The 22,191-nt window shown below is 53.9% G+C and carries 20 protein-coding genes; 17 read left to right on the forward strand and 3 right to left on the reverse strand.

Annotated features, from left to right (window positions below; translation table 11 throughout):
* Window positions 1-403: 403 nt before the first annotated feature.
* A complete protein-coding gene (locus H9L05_RS10450) occupies window positions 404-1,234 on the forward strand; it encodes a murein L,D-transpeptidase catalytic domain family protein (RefSeq protein ID WP_187734079.1) in 831 nt (276 codons plus the stop codon).
* Window positions 1,235-1,308: 74 nt separating this feature from the next.
* Here H9L05_RS10450 and H9L05_RS10455 read toward each other — a convergent pair whose 3' ends face one another.
* The 3 genes from H9L05_RS10455 to H9L05_RS10465 all read right to left on the reverse strand — a co-directional run bounded on the left by H9L05_RS10455 (window position 1,309) and on the right by H9L05_RS10465 (window position 4,405).
* The gene (locus H9L05_RS10455) at window positions 1,309-2,370 is read right to left on the reverse strand and encodes an Ldh family oxidoreductase (protein ID WP_187734080.1); all 1,062 of its coding nucleotides are present in this window, start codon (window positions 2,368-2,370) and stop codon (window positions 1,309-1,311) included.
* Window positions 2,371-2,518: 148 nt separating this feature from the next.
* Window positions 2,519-3,472: a Ppx/GppA phosphatase family protein gene (locus H9L05_RS10460; protein WP_223284864.1), complete on the reverse strand. Its 954-nt coding sequence runs from the start codon at window positions 3,470-3,472 to the stop codon at window positions 2,519-2,521.
* Window positions 3,473-3,523: 51 nt separating this feature from the next.
* Window positions 3,524-4,405 carry a class I SAM-dependent methyltransferase gene (locus H9L05_RS10465; RefSeq protein WP_187734082.1) on the reverse strand — a complete coding sequence of 294 codons (882 nt, stop codon included), beginning with the start codon at window positions 4,403-4,405 and terminating at the stop codon, window positions 3,524-3,526.
* 134 nt (window positions 4,406-4,539) lie between these two features.
* Here H9L05_RS10465 and H9L05_RS10470 point away from each other — a divergent pair, with 134 nt between their 5' ends.
* From H9L05_RS10470 to H9L05_RS10535, 16 genes are all read left to right on the forward strand, one after another.
* Window positions 4,540-5,067 carry a mycothiol transferase gene (locus H9L05_RS10470; protein ID WP_187734083.1) on the forward strand — a complete coding sequence of 176 codons (528 nt, stop codon included), beginning with the start codon at window positions 4,540-4,542 and terminating at the stop codon, window positions 5,065-5,067.
* Between the two features lie 56 nt (window positions 5,068-5,123).
* Entirely contained in the window at window positions 5,124-5,918 is a 795-nt protein-coding gene (dapF, locus tag H9L05_RS10475; RefSeq protein ID WP_187734084.1) for a diaminopimelate epimerase, read from the forward strand.
* A gap of 61 nt (window positions 5,919-5,979) precedes the next feature.
* A complete protein-coding gene (locus H9L05_RS10480; RefSeq protein ID WP_187734085.1) occupies window positions 5,980-6,492 on the forward strand; it encodes a GNAT family N-acetyltransferase in 513 nt (170 codons plus the stop codon).
* A gap of 225 nt (window positions 6,493-6,717) precedes the next feature.
* On the forward strand, window positions 6,718-7,269 hold the full coding sequence (locus H9L05_RS26075) for a glycosyltransferase family protein (protein WP_317175168.1): 552 nt from the start codon (window positions 6,718-6,720) through the stop codon (window positions 7,267-7,269).
* Window positions 7,236-7,940, forward strand: a complete 705-nt coding sequence (locus tag H9L05_RS26080) for a glycosyltransferase (RefSeq protein ID WP_317175169.1) — start codon at window positions 7,236-7,238, stop codon at window positions 7,938-7,940. Before H9L05_RS26075 ends, H9L05_RS26080 begins: the two co-directional genes overlap by 34 nt.
* Before the next feature lie 95 nt (window positions 7,941-8,035).
* A complete protein-coding gene (gene glf / locus H9L05_RS10490; protein ID WP_187734086.1) occupies window positions 8,036-9,217 on the forward strand; it encodes a UDP-galactopyranose mutase in 1,182 nt (393 codons plus the stop codon).
* A 287-nt stretch (window positions 9,218-9,504) separates the two neighbouring features.
* Entirely contained in the window at window positions 9,505-10,596 is a 1,092-nt protein-coding gene (locus tag H9L05_RS23520; protein WP_262892663.1) for a family 1 glycosylhydrolase, read from the forward strand.
* A gap of 119 nt (window positions 10,597-10,715) precedes the next feature.
* Window positions 10,716-11,648 carry an SDR family oxidoreductase gene (locus H9L05_RS23525; protein WP_223284866.1) on the forward strand — a complete coding sequence of 311 codons (933 nt, stop codon included), beginning with the start codon at window positions 10,716-10,718 and terminating at the stop codon, window positions 11,646-11,648.
* Window positions 11,649-11,808: 160 nt separating this feature from the next.
* A complete protein-coding gene (locus H9L05_RS10500) occupies window positions 11,809-12,459 on the forward strand; it encodes a hypothetical protein (protein WP_187734087.1) in 651 nt (216 codons plus the stop codon).
* Between the two features lie 195 nt (window positions 12,460-12,654).
* Complete coding sequence (secA, locus tag H9L05_RS10505; RefSeq protein ID WP_187734088.1) at window positions 12,655-16,068, forward strand: preprotein translocase subunit SecA; 3,414 nt, start codon at window positions 12,655-12,657, stop codon at window positions 16,066-16,068.
* 331 nt (window positions 16,069-16,399) lie between these two features.
* The gene (deoC, locus tag H9L05_RS10510; RefSeq protein ID WP_262892664.1) at window positions 16,400-16,819 is read left to right on the forward strand and encodes a deoxyribose-phosphate aldolase; all 420 of its coding nucleotides are present in this window, start codon (window positions 16,400-16,402) and stop codon (window positions 16,817-16,819) included.
* A gap of 102 nt (window positions 16,820-16,921) precedes the next feature.
* The gene (locus H9L05_RS10515; RefSeq protein ID WP_187734089.1) at window positions 16,922-17,455 is read left to right on the forward strand and encodes a sporulation protein; all 534 of its coding nucleotides are present in this window, start codon (window positions 16,922-16,924) and stop codon (window positions 17,453-17,455) included.
* Between the two features lie 97 nt (window positions 17,456-17,552).
* Complete coding sequence (locus H9L05_RS10520; RefSeq protein ID WP_187734090.1) at window positions 17,553-18,791, forward strand: M20 metallopeptidase family protein; 1,239 nt, start codon at window positions 17,553-17,555, stop codon at window positions 18,789-18,791.
* Window positions 18,784-19,638, forward strand: coding sequence for a hypothetical protein (locus H9L05_RS10525; RefSeq protein WP_187734091.1), 855 nt, complete (start codon window positions 18,784-18,786; stop codon window positions 19,636-19,638). Before H9L05_RS10520 ends, H9L05_RS10525 begins: the two co-directional genes overlap by 8 nt.
* A 314-nt stretch (window positions 19,639-19,952) precedes the next feature.
* Complete coding sequence (locus H9L05_RS10530) at window positions 19,953-20,417, forward strand: Hsp20/alpha crystallin family protein (protein ID WP_187734092.1); 465 nt, start codon at window positions 19,953-19,955, stop codon at window positions 20,415-20,417.
* Between the two features lie 181 nt (window positions 20,418-20,598).
* Window positions 20,599-22,107, forward strand: a complete 1,509-nt coding sequence (locus H9L05_RS10535; RefSeq protein WP_223284868.1) for a Do family serine endopeptidase — start codon at window positions 20,599-20,601, stop codon at window positions 22,105-22,107.
* Window positions 22,108-22,191: the final 84 nt, after the last annotated feature.

Here is a 22,191-nt window from a genome sequence, read left to right on the forward strand (position 1 = left end):
TTTACGCCTTCAGCGAAGAAGTGATAGTAAGATTGAGAAGGAAATAAAATCCTTTCATGAAAACGGCCGCGCAACCCCAAACGGCTGAAATATGCGCTCTACATCGTCCAGACATTGTTTTTTACGGTAAGCCGCTTAACTTGTATAGAGTTACAGAGTGAGGCTGACCCATGAAAAGAGCTGGCTCGACGGTGGCATCCGAAGGTCGGAAAAACGTCTGATGATCGGCTAGTCAGGTAGGGATGAAAGGCCTTAAGGGAATCAAAAAGGCCTTCGGGATGTTAAAACAACTCCTAATACTCTTAAATAAATAGCTATATCTTAAGGCTTTGCGTATAATAGCCTTTGTGTGAAGAAGGTAAGCTCTGCTTAGCTAAGTTACTCATCCTAAAGAACCAAGCAGATGGAAAAGACCAGTGTAGTACATCGTCAGCGTTTGAAGCGCCGTGCCCGTCGGGTAGTAAGGCGCATGCTGCCCTTTATGGCTTCGCTGTTTATGGCCACCCCGCTGGCCACGCCCATCAAAAGCACTATGGCTAATGCGAAGGGCGTAGAGGTTAAAATGCCGACGGAAAAGGAAATGGAAGCTGCCTTTTTCGATCAGCGCATGCACGATCTTTACCGCGACCTGAACGTGGAGCAGCAGGGCTTACGCTTTGAAGTGTTTGAGAAAGCCATGACCGGCTACCTCAATCTTCGGAATGAAGACAAGCTCGGTGATAAGCAGCTTCTAACGGTTGTTGACTTCGAAATGCCTTCTACCGAGAAGCGGTTGTGGGTACTGGATCTTGATAAGAAAGAAGTAAAGTTTAACACGCTTGTGGCTCATGGTCGCAACTCGGGCGAAAACCTGACCAGCACTTTCTCCAATGAGAACGAGTCGAACATGAGCAGCCTGGGCTTTTATGTAACTCAGGACGAGTATATCGGCAAGCATGGCCGCTCACTCAAGCTGGAGGGCGTAGATGAAGGCTACAACAACAATGCTCTGGCCCGCTCCGTCGTAATGCACGGCGCCGATTACGTGAGTGAGGAGTTTGTTCGTCAGTATGGTCGTTTGGGCCGCAGCCTTGGTTGCCCAGCTTTGCCCATGGACCAATACGCTCAGATTATTGATGAGGTAGGCGGCAAAACCTGCTTGTTCCTCAATGGTCCGGATGAGAACTACTCTTCTAAATACCTAAACCACGATGTGGCCTTATCCGCTCTGGTTAGTGCCAACCAAATGATATAAGGCTAGTCGCTCGATAAAAAAGCCCCCAGAATTAGTTCTGGGGGGCTTTTTTGTGCTGCATGTTGCGTCAGAGACTAGAGATGCACGCCAAACTTGCGGCCAACCGTTTCCAGATCCTGCACTACAGTTTCGAGTAAAGGAATGCCCCCCAGCAGGCGTTCCGCAGCCATTTCGCGCTCCGGGTCGCCGGGAATAAGGACTTGCTGTCCGTCCACGGCACGGGCCTGGCGGAAAGTGGAAATCCAGTTATCCATATGCGCTTTGAATTCCGTAGCCGGGCGGAAAGCATCGACGCGCATGGCTCCAAAAAAATGGCCGATGCCCTGGCCCACCGGGTCGGCGGGCGGCTGGAGAAAGGCAACAAAAGGCGGCACCCACGGTCCATAGTTAGCGCCCGACAGCACCGCCGAGAAAATATCGACCACACTGCCTAAGCAGTAGCCTTTGTGCGACCCGGTTTCGCCGCCCAGCGGCAATAAAGCGCCGCCGTCTTTCAGCTCATTCGGGTTAGTAGAAGATTGCCCCTGCGCATCCTGAATCCAGCCGGTAGGCGCAGGCTGCTGCTTACGCTGCAAAATCTCAAGCTTACCATTAGCGGCCGTCGTGGTGGCAAAGTCAGCCACAAAATCGGGCTGCTCGCCGGCCGGGATGGCCACGGCAATGGGATTGGTGCCCAAAAGCCGATCGAGCGAGTGAGTAGGCGCTACCAAAGGGCTGGCATTGGTCATGGCAATCCCAATCATATCGTGGGCCAGCGATTTCATGGCATGGTAGCCCGCAATACCAAAGTGGTTGGAGTTTTTCACCGAAACCCAGCCTGTGCCCGCAATACGCGCTTTTTCCAAAGCCACCTGCATCGCCTTGGGTGCCACCACCAAGCCTAGGCCACCATCGCCATCTACTACAGCCGTGCTGGGCGTTTCATACACTACACCCACCCGCGGTGTCGGATTGATACGACCTGCTTCCCAAAGACGCACGTAGCCAATAAGCCGCGCCACGCCATGCGAGTCGATACCGCGTAGGTCGGCTGCCAGCAGCGCTTCCGTGGCCGTAGTAGCGTCGGCTTCGGGGCAGCCAATACTGCGAAAGACGGCCTCGGTAAACGTGAACAGGTGATTATAGGAAAAGATCATAGCAGGAAAATAGCAGCAAGCTCTGCCGTGTAGTCAGGAATTAAACAGGAAACTGCGAAGCTGTAGGCGCAGAATAGGGGAGAGGGCGGCTGGGGGGCAAATTTCGCCTATCAACCCAAATAGAGTGCTGGCGCTGAATTGCTTGGACTTAGGCGCTCAGAATCTCTGCCAGTAAACCTTCCTTCAGGGCATAAGTTGAGGCCCTTATGTTGGAATCGGTGAGTTGGTAGGTTGTCAGGATGAAATCAACCAGCACGCAGGCCACCACAATCATATCGGCGCGCATGGGCGTCATGCCGGGCATAACCAGGCGCTGGGCATGGGTGGTGGTGAGCAGCAGGTCGTAGCTTTGATAGAAGCTCTGAAGCGTAATTTCGGTAACGGGCGGCGGCATTTCGGGGCGAAACTCGTTGCGCTGAGCTGCCTGCAAATCCCCCAGCGTATCAAATGTGCCGGAAGCGCCCACCAAGCCAACCGGGCGGAACTGATGCACGGCCGCTGTCAGCGGCGCGAGCTGCTCGGCCAGATAAGCCTGCTCAGCGCGTACATCATCGGCCGTGAGCGGATCGTGCTTGAAAAACAAGTCAAGCAGCCGCTGCGCCCCGATTTCAAAGCTTTGTTTCCAGAAAATGGTGTCCTCGTTGGCAATAATGAACTCGACGCTCCCGCCGCCAATATCTACCAGCAGGTGCGGCGTGTGGCCGAGCGCCACGGCTTGCCGCATGCCTTTGCAGATCAGCTCCGCTTCCCGGTCACCCGGAATAATATCGACTTTTATGCCTGTCTGCTCGAAAATATCCTCGGTCAGCTCCACGCCGTTGCGGGCGCTGCGCACGGCGCTGGTAGCAGTAGCATGTACATCCGTAACCTGATGCAGCTCTATTTCCTCCTGAAAAGCCGTCAGCGTGTGCAACGCCCGCGCATACGCCTCCGGCGCGATTTCGCCGCTGCTGATACCGCCTTCGCCCAGTTTTACGCCCACTTTGGTACGCAGCAGTATGGTGGCCTCGGCATCGGAGCCCGTGGGGGGCATTTCTACGATGAGCAGGTGAAACGTGTTGGTGCCCATGTCAATCAGGGCCAGACGCGGCGTTTTGGTCATTGTCATGGGGTATGAATTCAGTGAAAGGCCCACCTTCCGCAAAGTGTGAGCTTAGGAGCTAAACCGGCAAAATGTGCCGAGCGGCAGCTTGCGCTGGCCTTGGTCGTGCAGATAAATCTCGCCGATTTCGCGGGTACCTCGAATAGCCGGAAAAATATCGGCCACCAGATTATCCAGAATAAGCGCCGAGAAGCCCAGCGAGTACAAGTTGATCAGAAAAAAATGATCCTGCGGGTCTAGCAGCTCTTTGCAGAGCTTAAGTAGCTCGTTCAGCTCATCTTCCAGTTGCCACTTCTCTCCATTCGGGCCACGGCCGTAGGCGGGCGGATCGAGGATGAGGCCCTGGTATTTGCTGCCGCGCTTTACTTCGCGCCGTACATACTTCATGGCATCTTCCACCAGCCAGCGCACGCCATCGAGCTGACTGGCTTCCATGTTGTCGCGGGCCCAGAAGTTTACTTGCTTCACCGAGTCGAGGTGAGTGACATCGGCGCCGGCGGCCCGGGCAGCCAGGGTGGCCGCGCCGGTATAGGCAAAAAGGTTAAGTACCCGTGGCTGCGCGGCCTTGCGCTGTTTGGTTTGCTCAAAAATGAAGCGCCAGTTAGGGTCCTGCTCCGGAAACAGGCCCACGTGCTTAAAGGCCGACAAGCCCAGGCGAAAGCGCAAATGCAGGTCGCCTTGGTCATAATTAATGACCCATTGCTCGGGCATACCGGGCTTCAGCTGCCACTGCCCGCGCTCCTGGCTGCCTTTTTCGCGGCGAAACGTGGCGTGGGCGCGTTCCCATTCGCTGGGGGGCAAATGCTGGTCCCAGATGGCCTGGGGCTCGGGTCGGGCCAGCACGTAGCGCCCGAAGCGTTCGAGCTTTTCGAAGTTGCCCGCGTCGAGCAGTTCATAATCGGGCCAGGTGCCGGTAGTGAGGAAGGAATACATAAGGCGTCGTGAAGCTGCCGCTGGGCAGGCAGCCAAAGGTAAGGCAGTCGCGTAAGCTTTGTGTTGATCGTGTTATTTTAGGAGCTGCGGCTACAGTATAGCGTTTACTCTGAACCTCTATTACGTTGCCTACTATGACTACTTCGCAAGCTAACGTGAATGAAACCGCGCGCATTGTTGACCAGCTTCAACGTGCCTTCGATGGATATGCCTGGTCGGGCCCGTCGTTGCTGACTACTCTGCAGGGCTTGAATGCTACGCAAGCAGCAACTCGGCTACTGCCTCAGGCGCACTGTATTTGGGAAATCGTATTGCACCTAACAGCCTGGATAGAAACGGTGCAGCAGCGCACACAGCAAGATAAACTGATAGAACTATCAGCGGCTGCCGATTGGCCTCCCATTCCATCCAGCGCTGATGAGGCCACGTGGCAACAAGCGCTAACTGGTTTGCGCCAAGCTCATACCCACTTGATCAACACGGTAACTCAATTAACCGATACCGACCTTGAGCGGCAGCTAGGCGGGTCCCGCGACCATGAGCAGGGTGGTGGAGTGAGCTACTATGTAACACTCCACTATGTAACACTCCACGGGCTCGTACAGCATAATTTGTATCATGCTGGTCAGATTGCCTTATTACGAAAGGGACTTGTTCCGTAATACCAGTTGATAACCCAGAAGTAGAGTTTACCACCCATAAATGCGACCTTTGCCCTATGACACTTCGTTTCTTTAAATACCAGGGCACCGGCAACGACTTTGTGATGGTGGATGACCGTGAGCGGCAGTTTGATGAGAGCAATCATCAGCTGGTGCGGCGCCTCTGTGACCGGCGGCTTGGAATTGGAGCCGATGGCCTGATTCTGCTGCGTCTGCACCCCGACTACGATTTCGAGATGGTGTATTTCAATGCTGACGGGTATCTGGGTTCGATGTGTGGCAATGGCGGGCGCTGTACAGTAGCTTTCGCCCACCACTTAGGAGTTATTGAAAATGAAACCCGCTTCATTGCCGCAGACGGTGCGCACGAAGCACACATAGAAACTGATGGTACCGTAAACCTGCGCATGCAGGATGTGCTGGGCCAGCAGGAGATAAGTGAAGACGGCGTCTTTCTGAATACGGGCTCGCCCCATATTGTGCGGTTTCTGGATCCAAGCCGTTTGGCCGAGCTAAATGTGGTGAGTGAGGGCCGGGCCATTCGCTACAACGAGCGGTTTCGGGAACGCGGCACGAACGTAAACTTTGCAGAAATGCCCCCCACACCCGATTTGCCTTGGCAGGTGCGTACCTACGAGCGGGGCGTGGAAGACGAAACCCTTTCCTGTGGAACCGGCGTGACAGCCGTTGCGCTGGCTGCGTCCCGGCGCGGAGCCGTGAGCCCCGTGAACTTGCGTACCCCCGGCGGCGACCTACGGGTAGCATTCGAAGCGCTGCCTGATGGCTCCTTCACCAATATTTACCTCAGCGGTCCGGCCCTACGCGTATTTGAGGGCAGCATAGATGTATAGTCGCCAGATATTTTGCCCCAGTCGATTGGTAACGGCTGCTGAGCTTATCGATTTTAGGTCAATGGCATCTACCCCGATTTTTCTGCGCGCCCTTGAGGATTCCGATCTGGAGTTTCTGTACGCATTGGAGAATGACCGCGATATATGGGGGGTGTCAGATACCATGGCGCCCGTGTCGCGCTATGCGTTGCGTGATTACTTAGCTCATGCCGCCGCCGATTTCTACGAAGTGCGCCAGCTACGGCTAGTTATCTGCGCTCAGACGGATGGGCGAGCCGTGGGCATCCTCGATATATTCGACTTTCAGCCGTTACACCTGCGGGCTGGGCTGGGCATTACGGTGCTGAGCACTGAAAGGCGGCGTGGTTTTGCTTTGGCCGCACTAGCCGCAGGTTTAGATTACGCTCGTCTCACCTTGCGCCTGCATCAACTATATTGTACAGTAGCGGCTACCAACCAAGCCAGTTTGCGTCTGTTCCAGAAAGCTGGTTTTCGGCGGGTTGGCGTTCGGAAGGATTGGCTACGGACTGCTGGTGGGTGGGATGATGCTGTTGAGCTTCAAAAGGTATTATAATAACTACTGTATAAGGCAATTAGTAGCGGGTTAAGTACTTACAGATTTTATAACCAAGTAGGATAAGAACTAGTGTTGAGGTTGTTTTTTGCTAATTAAAATAGCATTAAAGTAGAGGTATCCTTTTTAGCAAATAGCCGTATAGATCAAGTGTTGTAGCACCGGAGAATTATACTGTTGAGTTAGCGCTTCCGGTTTACCACGATACTTTCTAGCCATTTGTCTATGCCGATTCCTACCTCGGCGGGAACGCCTACGCGCGCTTCAGCCTCAGTGTCAACCCAAACTCCTGCTTCTTCCCAAACGATTACCCATACTCCTTCCTCTTACACCTTACCAGATCTGGTTTGCTTTGCGCACCTGCATTGGGATTTTGTATGGCAGCGTCCTCAGCATTTACTGTCGCGTTTTGCGCAGTACGGCCGGGTTTTCTATGTAGAAGAGCCATTTGTGCACGGCGATGACGCGTCTCTTGAAGCACACTTCGAAATAAAAGAGCGTCAGAATGGAGTGAAAGTGCTGGTAGCTCACCTGCCAGCCGGCCTTAGTGAGGAAGCTACTGATCAGGCTCAAGCGAAGCTGCTGACGCAGTATTTTGCTGAAAATAGCATCGATCAGTTCGTGTCGTGGTATTATACCCCGATGGCGTTGAGTAAGTCACGTCATTTGCAGGCGGCCCTCACCGTGTACGACTGCATGGACGAGTTGGCAAACTTCAAATTTGCCCCCCGCGGCTTCGTGAGTTGGAGCAGGAGCTTTTTGAGCGCGCCAGCCTAGTATTCACCGGAGGTCAAAGCCTGTACGAGGCCAAAAGCCTGCAGCACGCTGATGCGCACGCCTTCCCGAGCAGCATTGATAAAGCCCATTTTGGCCAAGCCCGTGAAGCCGGCGTTGACCCTGCAGATCAGGCCATAATTGCACATCCTCGTGTCGGGTTCTTTGGCGTAGTCGATGAGCGCCTGGATATTGAGTTGCTAGGCCAACTTGCTGAGGCGCATCCGGAGTGGCAGTTTGTCATTATCGGGCCGGTGGTGAAGATTGAGCAGGCCGCGCTGCCGCGTACTTCCAACATCCATTATCTGGGGGGCAAAGACTATAAGGAACTCCCTATGTATTTGCGGGGTTGGGATGTAGCTACGTTGCTTTTCGCTGATAATGAGAGCACAAAATTTATTTCGCCTACCAAAACGCCCGAATACCTAGCTGCGGGCAAACCGGTTGTCAGCACGCCTATTCGGGATGTAGTGCGGCCTTACGGAGAGTTGAACCTGGTACAGATCGCGGCGGCTGCCGACGAATTTGGACAAGCAATCGGGCGAGCATTAAAGCAAAAAGACGATGCCGAGTGGCTCGCTCGCACGGATGAGTATCTGGCAACCATTTCTTGGGACCGTACCTGGCAGGATATGGTAAACCTGATGCAGCAGCGCCTCGCCGACAAGAAATAATTAGGACAAAACCGAATAAACGGTGGTCCTCGTAACTGATTAAACTTTAAATAGCCTCACCGCCCCTTATTCCTCACCAAAACACAAACTTAGCTATGTTCGATTATCTGATCGTTGGGGCCGGCTTCGCTGGCAGCGTACTAGCCGAACGGCTCGCTACCCGCTCTAACAAAAAAGTTTTGATTATTGATAAGCGCAACCACATTGCTGGTAACGCCTACGATCATTACAATGAGGACGGGGTGCTGGTGCACAAATATGGCCCCCACATCTTCCACACCAACTCCAAAGACGTATTCGAATACCTCTCCAATTTCACCGATTGGCGTCCGTATGAGCACCGCGTATTAGCCTCCGTCGATGGGCAGATGGTGCCCATGCCTATTAACCTGGACACCATTAATAAGCTGTATGGCCTTAGCCTGAATAGCTTTGAAGTAGAGCAGTTTCTGGAGTCGTTAGCCGAAACCATTCCGGTTATCAAAACGTCGGAAGACGTGGTAGTAAGCAAGGTTGGCCGCGAGCTGTATGAGAAGTTCTTCAAGAACTACACGCGCAAGCAGTGGGGCATGGACCCTTCGGAGCTGGATAAGTCGGTGACCTCGCGCGTGCCTACCCGCACCAACCGCGACGACCGCTACTTCACCGATACCTACCAGGCGATGCCTCTGCACGGCTACACCCGGATGTTTGATAAGATGCTTGATCACCCGAACATCAAGGTGATGCTCAACACGGATTATCACGAAATTATCGACTTTGTGCCCTTCAAAGAAATCATCTTTACGGGTCCGGTTGATGAGTATTTCGACTTCAAGTTTGGTAAGCTGCCTTATCGCTCCTTGGAGTTCAAGCACGAGACGCTGAACATAGAGAAGTTCTTGGCTGCGCCGGTAGTTAATTATCCTAACGAGCACCTGTACACGCGCATTACCGAGTTCAAGGCTCTCACCGGCCAGCAGCACCCCAAGACCAGCGTAGTGTATGAGTACCCGAAAGCTGAGGGAGACCCTTACTACCCAATTCCGCGCCTCGAAAACGCCGAATTATACAATAAGTACAAGAAGCTGGCCGACGAAACCCCCAATGTTCACTTTGTAGGTCGCTTGGCTACTTATAAGTACTACAACATGGACCAGGTGGTAGCGCAGGCGCTCACCTTGTATAAAAAGCTGACCGAGAAAACGGAAGAAGCTCAAAAAGTGAAAAAACCAGCCATTTCTGGCTCAACTTCGTTAGTAGAAAAACTGGTTTCCCGCGCTCCGGCGAAGGAGTAGCGTTTTTAGTACAAACGGCTGTCAGACGTCTGTCACCCTGCGTGGGCAACGAGTGGTTTATAAGTCAAAAAAGCCCCCGGCTCCTGACTTTTAACCTCCTCGCTCCGTGCAGGGTGACAGAGCTGTTTTCGGATGGTGCCAACTCAACAATTGTGTTGCAGGTGTAGGCAGCCATAAACCGATAGAAGGATGGAAAAAGTAGACATGTGGGGGGCGTTGAGTGCACCATACGACGAATTGGCGACGGATATTCCGACCAGCTTGTGAGTAGTGGTCACCGCACCCGAATGGAAGACTTGGACCAATTCGCTGAGTTAGGAATTAGTAAGCTGCGCTATCCCATACTCTGGGAGCAGGTAGCCCCGGAAAGTCTGGATAATCCGGACTGGACCTGGACCGACGAGCGCATGGCTCGTCTGCGTGAGCTGGGCATCGACCCTATCGTTACCTTACTACACCACGGCAGCGGCCCGCGCTACACGGCCCTGCACGAGGATAGCTTTGCGCCTGGCTTGGCGCGCTTTGCTCGTATGGTGGCCGAGCGCTATCCGTGGATAAAGCACTATACGCCCGTAAACGAGCCCCTGACCACGGCCCGCTTCAGTGGCCTCTACGGCATCTGGTATCCGCATGCTTTCGATGATCACACCTTCGTCCGGATTCAGCTGAATCATATTAGGGGCGTGAGAGATGCGATGAAAGCTATTCGGGAGGTAAATCCGGAGGCTCAACTCGTACAGACCGAGGATCTGGGCAAAACGCATTGCACCCCGGGCCTGGCCTGGCAAGCCGAATTCGAGAACAACCGGCGCTGGCTCACGTTCGACCTGCTCTGCGGCTACATTGATCGGCACCATCCCTTCTGGGGCTACCTGCGTGAGAATGGCGCGTCGGAGGCCGAACTGCTGGAACTTGCCAACGACCCGTTTCCGCCCGATATCTTGGGCATCAACTACTACATCACCAGTGAGCGGTTCCTGGACGAGAACCATCATCACTTTGACGAGCACCACTTGCGCCGCCGCCACGGCCGCACCGATTATGTAGATGTAGAAGCCGTACGGGTGCGCTTGGTAGAGTTGGCCGGCCCTCACGACCTTTTGCTGGAGGCCTGGGAGCGGTATCATTTACCCATTGCCATCACGGAGGTTCACCTCGACTGTACCCGCGAAGAGCAGATGCGCTGGCTGCAATATGCCTGGGACGCGGCCAATCAGCTGAAGGAAGAAGGCATCGACATGCGCGCCATCACCGTATGGTCCTTATTGGGCGCCTACGATTGGAACTCGCTGCTCACCCAGGAGGGCGCATTTTACGAAAGCGGCGTTTTTGATTTGCGGGGGGCACACCTCGCCCCACGGCGCTGTTCAAAATGGTGAAGGGCCTTGCTACGGAAGGCCACTATGATCATCCGCTACTACAATCTAAAGGCTGGTGGGAGCGCGAGGAGCGCTTTATCTATCACCATCATTGCCCTGTCGCTAAAGCATCTTGACCTATGAAAGTACTTGATATGAACGATCTGACCGCAGACTTGCAGAAGCCGGCGGTTCAACCCTTACTTATTACGGGCGCCCACGGAACGCTGGGCCGAGCTTTTCAGCGCGTTTGCGCCATTCGGGGCATCGAAACGGTGTCCTTGGGTCGTGAAGAGATGGATATCACCGATCCGATTTCGGTGGAAAAAGCAATAGCTCAGCACAACCCGTGGGCGGTCGTAAATACGGCAGGCTACGTGCGCGTTGATGAAGCTGAAGCCGACTTTGAGCGGTGCTACCGCGAAAACACGACTGGACCAGCCATTGTAGCCGCCGCCTGTGCCTACCGCGAAATCCCCTTCCTAACGTTTTCCTCTGACCTCGTATTCGACGGTAATAAGTCGGCTGCCTATGTAGAAACGGATACTCCAAGCCCACTAAATGTGTATGGCAACAGCAAGCGCCTCGCCGAGCGTGATGTGCTGGCTTGCATGCCAAATGCATTGGTGGTGCGTACCAGTGCCTTTTTTAGCCCCTGGGATGAGTACAACTTCGTATACTTTGCCTTGCGGGCGGGGCATCACAAGCAAGCTTTCGAGGCTGCCGATGATGTCTTGATTTCACCTACTTATGTTCCGGATCTGGTAAATGAGTCGCTAAACCTGCTCATTGACGAGGAGAAAGGCGTGTGGCACTTAGCTAATCAGGGTTCCTATACCTGGGCCGATCTGGCGCGTCTGGCCGCCGACATGGCTAATCTGGATACCTCCTTTGTGGTGCCCCGCTCTATGCAGGCGTTTGGCCTGGCTGCGGCGCGACCGATGTATAGCGTTCTGAGCAGCGAGCAGGGCAATATGATGTCCTCAGTGGAAGAGCGGCTGGGGCGGTGCGTATCCGAAATGATGCATAATATCAGTAACTTATCTGAGGAGCCTATTGCCGTAGCGTCCTGATATTTTTAGCAATTGAGAAGTCTAAAATATTTCAATTAAACAACTAATTCATAAATACTTAACTGTCTTATTGGGTTATTGGCAAAGTCAGATTACGCCAAATTCTGGTTCAGTAGCTGATCTGCTAGCTGGTTAGCTTGCCAATGTTTTAAACCCATATATGATGATAAAGTCTTTACGCAATTTGTGTATTGCGGCAACTCTGAGTAGCCTGTTCGGTGCCTGCCAGAAATATGAAGGCCCTACGCTGGCAGAGGGTCTGGTGGTAGAAATGCGAACAGAGAAACCAGTGCCATATGCCTGGATAGAAGTGTATGCCCAAGCAGGTAGTGGCCTGCATTCGGGTTATAGCTCTTTCGCAGAACCACATCAAGCAGATGCTAATGGCCGCTTCAGTTTCAGCTTTGATGCGGACAAGGAAACTACATACATTTTGAAAGCATACTCCGATAAGGGGCATCGTTCGCACTGGGGTAGAGAACCGTATATAGAAAATGGGCATAATAATAAAGGGTTGCAGATTCCAGTAGCGGCTCCAGCTTGGGTTAAGATTCGAGTAGCACAGCAGCCTGATCGCCTACCTGATGCTATTACAGTGTCTGGCCCTTGGTTCGATCAAGGGTATATTTCGACTCTTGATCTGCGTAAAACTGATTATGGTAAGGTGAGCTATCACACGATTGACTCCAGTATGCCAAATGATAATATGTGGGTACATTGGGAAGTAAACTTTGGTGGACAGCTTACTCCTTACCGGCAGACTTTCTCTGTCCAGCCCTTTGATACAGCTGAAGTGGTTGTTCGCTATTAATGTGATACTACCAGGCTGAGATGTTGAAAAAGCCCCCCAGAACCTGACAACTTTTCTATCCCGAAAACCCCGCACACTCTTTGAGGTGACGGGGTTTCGCCGTTTTGGAGGCTGGGGGGCATTTTGGCCGGTACTTTCCCAAAAACGCCGTAAATTTGGAGTGCGCCTTGGCGTTTTAAGCTAAATAATATCAGCATGTTTGATTTCCTAGGGAAAACCGTCGCCAAGATTTTCGGCTCCAAATCGGAGCGGGACTTGAAGGAGATTATCCCATACGTGGCGCTTATCAACGCCGAATCTGCCAAACTGGCATCGCTCTCCGACGACCAGCTGCGCGAGCAGACCCAGGAAGTCCGCGCCCGTATCGATGCTCATCTAAAGGCTACCGACGACCAGATAGCCAGCCTGCATCAGCGCATCACTGACCAGCCTAACCTCGATATTACGCAGAAAGAGCAGCTCTTCGAGCAGATCGACGCGCTCGAAAAGCAGCGTAACAAGGAGCTGGAAGTGGTACTGCTGCAAGTGCTGCCCGCCTCTTTTGCCATCGTGAAAGAAACGGCGCGCCGCTACAAAGAAAACGGCCAGTTAGCGGTTACTGCCACCGACTACGACCGTGAGTACGCCTCGCGCAAAGGCAACGTCACCATTCAGGGCGACCAGGCCGTGTGGGCCAACAAGTGGATTGCCGGTGGCGCCGAAATCACCTGGGACATGGTGCATTACGATGTACAGCTGATTGGCGGCGTGGTGCTGCACCAAGGCAAGATTTCCGAGATGGCCACTGGTGAGGGTAAAACACTTGTTTCGACTCTACCAGCTTTCCTCAATGCCCTGGCTAAGCGCGGTGTTCACCTGGTAACGGTGAACGACTACCTGGCCAAGCGTGACTCGGAGTGGAATGCGCCGCTCTTCGAGTTCCACGGCATCACCGTCGACTGCATCGACAAGCACCAGCCCAACACCGATGCGCGCCGCCGCGCTTACGCCGCCGACATTACTTACGGCACCAACAACGAGTTTGGCTTCGACTACCTGCGCGACAACATGGCGCGCGAAACCGAGGAGCTAGTGCAGCGCAAGCATCACTACGCCATGGTCGACGAAGTTGACTCCGTACTGATTGACGATGCCCGGACGCCGCTGATTATCTCCGGCCCCGTACCCCGCGGCGACGTGCACGAATTCTACCAGTTGAAGCCCCGCATTCAGATGCTGGTGGATGCTCAGAAAAAGATAGTGCAGGACTATTTGGTGCAGGCTCGTAAGCTCATCAAGGAAGGCAAAGACGGGGCGGAAGCTGGTGGTAAGGACGGTGAGGGTGGCCTGATGCTGTTCCGCGCTTACCGCGGTCTGCCCAAGAGCAAGCCGCTGATCAAGTTCTTGTCGGAGACGGGCATGCGCGCCGTGCTGCAGAAGACGGAGAACTTCTATCTGGCTGATAATTCGCGGCAGATGCCCAAAGCCGATGAGCCGCTGTACTTCACCATCGACGAGAAAAATAACCAGATTGAGCTAACCGAAAAAGGCATTGACCTGATTACGGCCCAAGGCGAAGATCCGCAGTTATTCATCATGCCCGATATCGGGATGGAAATCGCGGCCATCGAGAACAGCAAGACCATTGGCGACGAGGACAAGCTGCACCAGAAGGAAAAGCTGATGCAGGACTACCAGGAGAAGTCGGAGCGGGTGCACACCGTAAACCAGCTGCTAAAGGCCTACACGCTGTTTGAGCGCGACGACCAGTATATCCTGACCGACGACGGCAAGGTGAAAATCGTGGATGAGCAGACCGGCCGCGTGATGGAAGGCCGCCGCTACTCCGACGGCTTGCACCAAGCTATTGAAGCTAAGGAAAATGTGCGCGTAGAAGACGCTACGCAGACCTACGCTACGGTTACGCTTCAGAACTACTTCCGCATGTACCACAAGCTGGCTGGCATGACCGGCACGGCCGAAACGGAAGCGGGTGAATTCTGGCAGATCTACAAGCTCGACGTGGTTGTTATTCCGACCAACCGTCAGATTTCGCGCAAAGACGAGCACGACAAGGTGTACAAAACCGTGCGCGAGAAGTACAACGCCGTAGCCGAAGAAATCCAGACCTTGGTACAAGCTGGCCGCCCCGTGCTGGTAGGTACTACGTCGGTGGAAATTTCGGAGCTGGTAAGCCGCATGCTGAAGCTGCGCGGCATTCAGCACCAGGTGTTGAACGCCAAGCAAAACCAGCGCGAGGCTGAGATTGTAGCTGGAGCCGGTTTCCCCGGCACAGTGACTATTGCCACCAACATGGCAGGTCGTGGTACCGACATTAAGCTAAAAGAAACTTCGCGTGAATCGGGTGGTCTGGCCATCATTGGTACGGAACGCCACGAAAGCCGCCGCGTAGACAGGCAGCTGCGTGGTCGGGCCGGTCGTCAGGGCGATCCAGGTTCTTCGCAATTCTTCGTGTCGTTGGAAGACAACCTGATGCGCTTGTTCGGCTCGGACCGCATTGCCAAGCTCATGGACCGCATGGGTCTGGAGGAAGGCGAAGTGATTCAGCATTCCATGATTACGAGCAGCATTGAGCGCGCTCAGAAGAAAGTGGAAGAGAACAACTTCGGCACGCGGAAGCGCCTGCTGGAGTACGACGACGTGATGAACGCCCAGCGCGAAGTAGTGTACAAGCGCCGCCGCAACGCCCTGTTTGGGGAGCGTCTGGAACTGGATATCTGGAACATGATTTACGACGTCTGCGACGACATCGTGAACGTGCACAAGATCAGCAACGACTTCGAAGACTTCAAGCTGGCTGTTATTCGGGTGTTTGGCTATGATACCCACCTGACCGCTCAAGACCTGACCAGCCAGCAGGCGCCCGCTTTGGCGCAGAAGCTGTACGATGAGGCGCTAGGCTATTACCAGAGCAAGAATGACCACATCGCGGCCAATACTTTGCCGCTGGTCAATGATCTGATCAGTCAGAACGCACCCTTCGAGAATATCGCCATTCCGTTTACCGATGGCCGCAAGCAGATTACGGTAGTTACCAACCTGCGTCGCAATCAAGCTACCGGCGGCCACGAAACGATTCGGGGCATGGAGAAAATCGTGGTTCTCTCTACCATCGATACGGCCTGGACGCAGCATTTGCGTCAGATGGATGACCTGAAGCAAGTGGTGCAAAACGCGGTGTACGAGCAGAAAGACCCGCTGTTGGTGTACAAGTTTGAGTCGTTTGAGCTGTTCAAGCAGATGATTGGCAAAGTGAACGAGGAAACGGTTTCCTTCCTTTTCCGCGCCGACATCCCAATGCAGCAGGAAAACGGCCACACCCAGGAGCCCGAGTTCTTTGTGGAGGCCGATTTGCCCCCCGCACCGAAAGCTCCCAAGCTGAAAGCGCAGAAAGAGGTTTCGTCCGTTTCGCTGGGTGCCGGACCGGAAGACTTAGGCCCCGAGTCAGCGCCGGTGCTGGAAAAGCAACAACCCGTGCGTGCGCACAAAGTGGCTAACCGCAACGAAAAAGTAAGCGTGCAGTACATGGACGGCCGCATCGTACGCGACGTGAAGTACAAAACCGTAGAGGACGATTTGCTGAACAACCGCTGCGTATTGGTTGACTAACAGCAGCCCCGCGGTTTGCAATTGAAGTAAGTGGCAGGTGGCTTTTCAGGAAGCTGCCTGCCACTTGTTCTTTGGCAATGTTTCTGTGTAGGCCAGGCATCGGAAGCCCTGATCATTAGCTTGCTAGAGCAAACAATAGTGACTGTGCGAATCCGATTTAGCGCTACCTTACCTTTGCCTTCCTGTTGATTCGGTTTATGAGCCTTCCTATTACCCAGCTTGCCGCCTCCATTGATCATACTTTATTGCGCCCCGATGCCACGCCCGATGAAATAGCCCAGTTGTGCGCCGAGGCAGTGCAGTTCAAATTCGCAACGGTCTGTGTGCCGCCATGCTACGTGCGTTTTGCCGCCGAGCAGCTGCGGGGGCAATTCCGGTGTGTACTGTGGTCGGCTTTCCGCTGGGGTATCAAATCACTAAAGTCAAGTTTTTTGAGGCCCATCAGGCGCTAAATGATGGAGCTACGGAGATTGATATGGTTATCAATATCGGTGCCTTCAAGTCGGGGCGGGTAGAGGAAGTAGAGGACGAAATTGGCCAGTTGGTAGAGCTGTGTCACTTCAAAAACGCAATTTTGAAAGTGATTATCGAAACGGCTCTGCTTACGGAAGAAGAAATAATAACCGCCTGCCGGATCTGCGCGGCCGTGGGGGCCGATTTTGTGAAAACCTCGACTGGTTTTGCTGCCCGCGGGGCTTCCGTGGCCGATATTACATTGATGCGTGACCATTTGCCCCCAGAGTCCGCATAAAAGCTGCCGGGGGCATTCGGACTCGGGTGGCGGCGCTAGCTTTGCTGGCTGCTGGTGCCCACCGGATAGGCTCCTCCAATAGTCTGGTTCTGTTAAAAGAAGATGAAATTCCTGCTGCGTAACGTGTTTTTATTTTCCGCCTTACTTTCACTGGCGTCATGTGCGGCCTCAGGAGTAGGTAAGACCTCTACCCCTGATACTACCCGAAGGCGCGAGTCGGCTCCGGCCGAAGACCTGAGCCGCTACCGGCCCGTGTTTACGTCGCCGGCATCCACTACTCAGCCAGTTGGTCCGAAGCCCGCCGTGACGCCGACAAATCACGTGAACAGCCAGATTGACCAGCGACTCCGCGATCAGGCCGTCACGAACATGAACGTAAAATATGCTCAGGGCTACCGCATTCTGGCTTACGTAGGCTTGGAGCGCGACCAGGCCATGGCAATCCGCCGCGCCGTAATCAGTCGCTACCCTGAGGAAACGGACTACATAACATTCAAGCAGCCAACGTATCGTCTGCTTATTGGTGATTATCTAACGCGTCTGGAAGCCGAGCAAGCCATGCTGCGTATCAAGCCGCTGGCTCCGAAAGCCCAACTGCAGCCGGCACAAGTGGTGCTGAACAAAACCCGTTTTTAGTCTGCCGAGGCTACCCCTCAGTTTGTCCGCTAAGCGCTAGCACGCATCCATCGACAAAAGTCGAATTACCTGCTCCCAGAAACACTACATCTTTCCTATGAGCCAGAGCCTTATTTCCCGTATCCGAGAGCTAGCTGCCGCCACTGCTGCCGAAACTGTTGCTTTGCGCGAGCATCTGCACGCGCATCCGGAGCTTTCTTTTCAGGAAGTAAACACGGCCGCTTTTGTGACGGCAGCGCTGAAAAAGCTTGGCCTGGCTCCGCAGCCCTTGGCAAATACGGGTGTGGTAGCGCTTATCGAAGGCAAAAACCCTGGTAGCCGCACCGTAGCCCTGCGCGCCGACATGGATGCGCTGCCTATTCAGGAAACCAACGACGTGCCATACCGCTCCACCAATCCGGGCGTGATGCATGCCTGCGGCCACGATGTGCACACCTCTTCTTTGCTGGGAACTGCCCGTATTCTAACCCAGTTGCGCACTGAATTTGAGGGAACGGTGAAGCTGATTTTTCAGCCTGGCGAGGAAATACTGCCTGGTGGTGCATCGCTCATGATAAAGGAAGGCGTGCTGGAAAACCCAACTCCGGCCAGCGTATTTGGGCAGCACGTGTTTCCCATGCTGCCGGCGGGTATGGTTGGGCTGCGGCCCGGACGCTACATGGCCAGCACCGACGAGCTGTACATGACCGTGCGCGGCAAAGGTGGTCATGGCGCTATGCCTGAGCAAAATATTGATCCGGTACTAGTTACTGCCCATATTATTGTCGCGGCCCAACAGATTGTGAGCCGCCGCGCCAATCCTAAACTGCCCTCGGTGCTGTCATTCGGTAAAGTCATTGCCAATGGAGCTACCAACGTGATTCCCAATGAAGTGTACGTGGAAGGTACTTTCCGTACTCTGAATGAAGAATGGCGCAATGACGCTCACGTTCATCTGCGTAAGCTGGTGGAAGGGATTGCCGAATCGATGGGGGCCACCTGTGAACTGGAGATTCGCCGGGGCTATCCTTACCTCGAAAATGAACCCCAGCTGACCGCCCGCACCCGCGCCGCGGCTGAGGAGTATCTGGGCGCCGAAAACGTAGTTGAGCTGGACCAATGGATGGCAGCGGAGGATTTTGCCTACTTCTCCCAGCAAGCTGATGCCTGTTTCTACCGCCTCGGCACCAGCGCTCCCGACGGTCGTCACAGATCCTCCGTACATACGCCCACCTTCGACATCGACCCTAAGGCCCTCGAAACGGGTCCTGGCCTTATGGCCTGGCTTACCTTGCACGAGCTGGGTATCACTGCTCACTCTGTTGCTGCCGACACTTCGGTTACTATCAATGCGTAAAGGTTCCTTCGAAAAAATGCCCCCCAGCGCCTGGGGGGCATTTTTGGTTGTTCTATTGGCTGGGCTGCTGAGCGGATCCGTTGTACATGGTCAAAGCCGGCGGGTGGTAAATGGCCTGGGCTTGGCGCCTTCACTGCAAGCTGAATACGCCTTGTCCGGCGACGATTACGTGTTTACAGGAACCAACACGCCATTCTCCACGGGTGGCTTCGATGGCCTTGACCTAGATCGGGCGGGGCTTAATGCGGGTTATGAGCGTTTTTGGGACACCCGCTGGAGCGGGGGTGCAACGTTAGGACTAAGCGCCTACAGTGTTAACCGTAACGGGGGTGAAGTTTCACCCCTTGAAGTTGATATAGCCCCGGAGCTGTTTTTGCGGCATTGGAACACCCTAGGCAGCTTCAATTTTCGTCAGCGGTTGGGCGTCGAATACCTGATTGCGGGAGGTGAGGGCAATGAAAGCCGGGCCCGCACAAGGCTTCGCTTCGATCTTGATCGGCTGCTTCCGGTGGGCCGGGTGGTGTTGCGGCCGCGCCTTTCGTATGAGGCATTTGCCTACCTGCGCTTCCAGCGCGACGAAAACGAGCCCAAAGAGCGCACGATTGACTTCACGGCGCTGCGGGCCGAAGTCGGGTTGCGCCTATCTGACCACTTCGACTTTACGCCTTGGTTTGCTTACCAAAGCGCCTATAGCAATGTGCTCCAACAAACCGACATCGACGGCAACGTCGTGATTCCGGGCGGCCGCCGCAACTTTGTGACTCCTGTGCTGGGGCTGGATCTGCGCTACACTATTTTCAAGGGCAAGCAGGTATTTGACCGTCGTCAGCTACCAACACAGCATTAGTACTAACTGTGTATTTCTGGCTTTGGTAAAAGTGGTTTGGGGGGCTTTTTTTCAATGCAGGCCCAAGCTAAACCACAAGAAATTATATTTTAGGTGACATTAAGTCATCATGCTGCTTGAGCACAATAGTGTATATGAGTTACAGAAAGGCAGATTATGTTCCGGGTTATAGAGTGTTCTAATCCGCTAGCATAATAGAATAAGACTTTTTGGCAGAAGTAATTCGCTAAAATTGATTGGTACAGAATTTATAGAATGGGAGTGTCGCCGCTTCAAAACGGCCTTCATTCTGACTTCTAAAAACATCTGTTATCATGGCTACCATTCTGTATAACAACCGTCCTGCTACTCGTCCTGCCCGCGCTTTCAACACTGTATTAAGTGAACTTTTGCGCGACACGCTGCCAACCGCTACTGAGCCCGTTAAATCCTTCATCCCTCAGGCCGACATCCTTGAGTCGGAGGCTGGGTTTGAGTTGCACTTAGCCCTGCCCGGCGTAGCGAAAGAAGCTGTACAAATTGATTTTCAGGAGGGCAAACTCGTTGTCAGCGGTGAGCGCAAAGCGCCTGAAGCCGTTGAAGCTAAAGAGGGTGAACCGCAAAATGCCCCCCGGTTCCGCCGCGTCGAAACCAATTTCGGTAGCTTCACCCGCACCTTCCGCCTCCCCGACACAGTGGATGTAACGGCCATCGAAGCCGAAATGGCGGATGGTATCCTGCGTGTTCGTTTGCCTTTTGACGGTAAGAAAGTGACCAAGCACCACATTGAGGTGCGTTAAGAATATGATTTAAAAAAAGGCTCCGTATTTGGAGCCTTTTTTTAAATCTCTCCTGTTGTACATATAAGCAACCTCGCTACGTTAGGTTGCATCTTATAGTCGAAGCGAGGATCGTATTTGAACCTTGCCTTTTTTGCTTTAAATTCAACTTCTTCTCATATCCAATCCTCGTTTCTTACCCATGCAAGCAAAACAAATGATGCTCGGCCTGCTCGGTTCTGCCATTCTGGGCGGGGGCGTGGCCGTGGGCGGGTATAAGCTATTAGAGCCTACCAACTCCAACGCACCGCAGGTAGTAGCCGCCGATCCGAATGTGCGCTATACCAGTGAGTTGCGCAACAGTGACTATGTAGTGCCGGAAGGTCTGAACTTTGTGGCGGCCGCCTCATCGGTGACGCCGGCCGTGGTGCACGTCATGACGGAGTACGCTCCCAAAATGCGCAGCAACGCCGGTTCTCAGCGCATGGACCCGCTATTGCGTCAGTTCTTTGGTGAGGATTTCGATCAATACCACCAGTCGCCGCAAGCGGGTCCTCAGATGGGCTCGGGCTCGGGTGTTATTATCGCGGCCAATGGCTATATCGTCACCAATAACCACGTGATTGATAAGGCCGATAAGATTGAAGTGGTACTAGACGATAAGCGCAAGTACAAGGCTGAGCTGGTGGGCACCGACCCGACCACCGACCTTGCTCTCCTGAAAGTGCAGGCCGACAATCTGCCCTTCGTGCGCTACGGCAACTCCGACAATGTGAAAGTAGGAGAGTGGGTGCTGGCTATCGGTAACCCTTTCAACCTGAACTCGACCGTTACGGCTGGTATTATTTCCGCTAAAGGCCGCAACATTGGTATTCTGCAGCGTGAAGACCGCATGGGCCTGGAGTCGTTCCTGCAGACTGACGCGGTTGTAAACCGTGGTAACTCGGGTGGCGCCTTAGTCAATTTGAATGGCGATTTGGTCGGTATTAACTCGGCCATTGCTTCTCAAAGCGGCAATTTTGAAGGCTACTCTTTCGCCGTGCCCAGCAGCATTGTGAGCAAAGTAGTAGATGATCTGCTGAAGTATAAAGTAGTGCAGCGGGCCTTGCTCGGCGTCCAGATTCGGGAAGTAGATGCCCGGTTGGCTTCCGAGAAAAAGCTGAAGAACCTGAACGGCGTGTACGTGGAGGAGCTGAGCGAAAACAGCGCTGCTGAGGCTGCCGGCCTGGAAAAAGGTGACGTGATTACCGAAATCAACGGCGCCAAGGTGAACACTTCATCGCAGCTGCAGGAGCAGGTAGCCCGCTACCGCCCCGGCGACAAGATTAAAGTAGCTTTCCTGCGTGGTGGCAACGAGCGTACCGCTACTACTACGCTTCGCAACGCCACCGGCACCACGGATGTGGTGCGGGCCGAGGTAGCCAAGGCTGTGAAGTACGAAGGCGCGACGCTGGAGCCTGTTAGCAGCCAGGAGTTGAGCAAGCTCGGCATTGAAGGCGGCGCTAAGATCAAAGGCATCCGCGACAGCAACTTCCGCCAGACGGGTATTGCCGATGGCTTCATCATCACGCGCATCGACAAGAATAAGGTTGCCAAGCCCCAGGATGTGCAGCGCTATTTAGAGATTGCCAAAAACGGTGATGGTGCCTTGGTTGAAGGGATTTACCCTGATGGCCGCAAAGCATACTACCCCATTGGTCAGGCTGAATAAGCGAGTTGGATAGAACCCAAAAAAGCCCCCAGAAAACTGGGGGCTTTTTTGTTAGTTTTGTTTCTCTTACTACCCACCCCTTCC

Source organism: Hymenobacter qilianensis (assembly GCF_014489555.1).
Taxonomy (GTDB): domain Bacteria; phylum Bacteroidota; class Bacteroidia; order Cytophagales; family Hymenobacteraceae; genus Hymenobacter; species Hymenobacter qilianensis.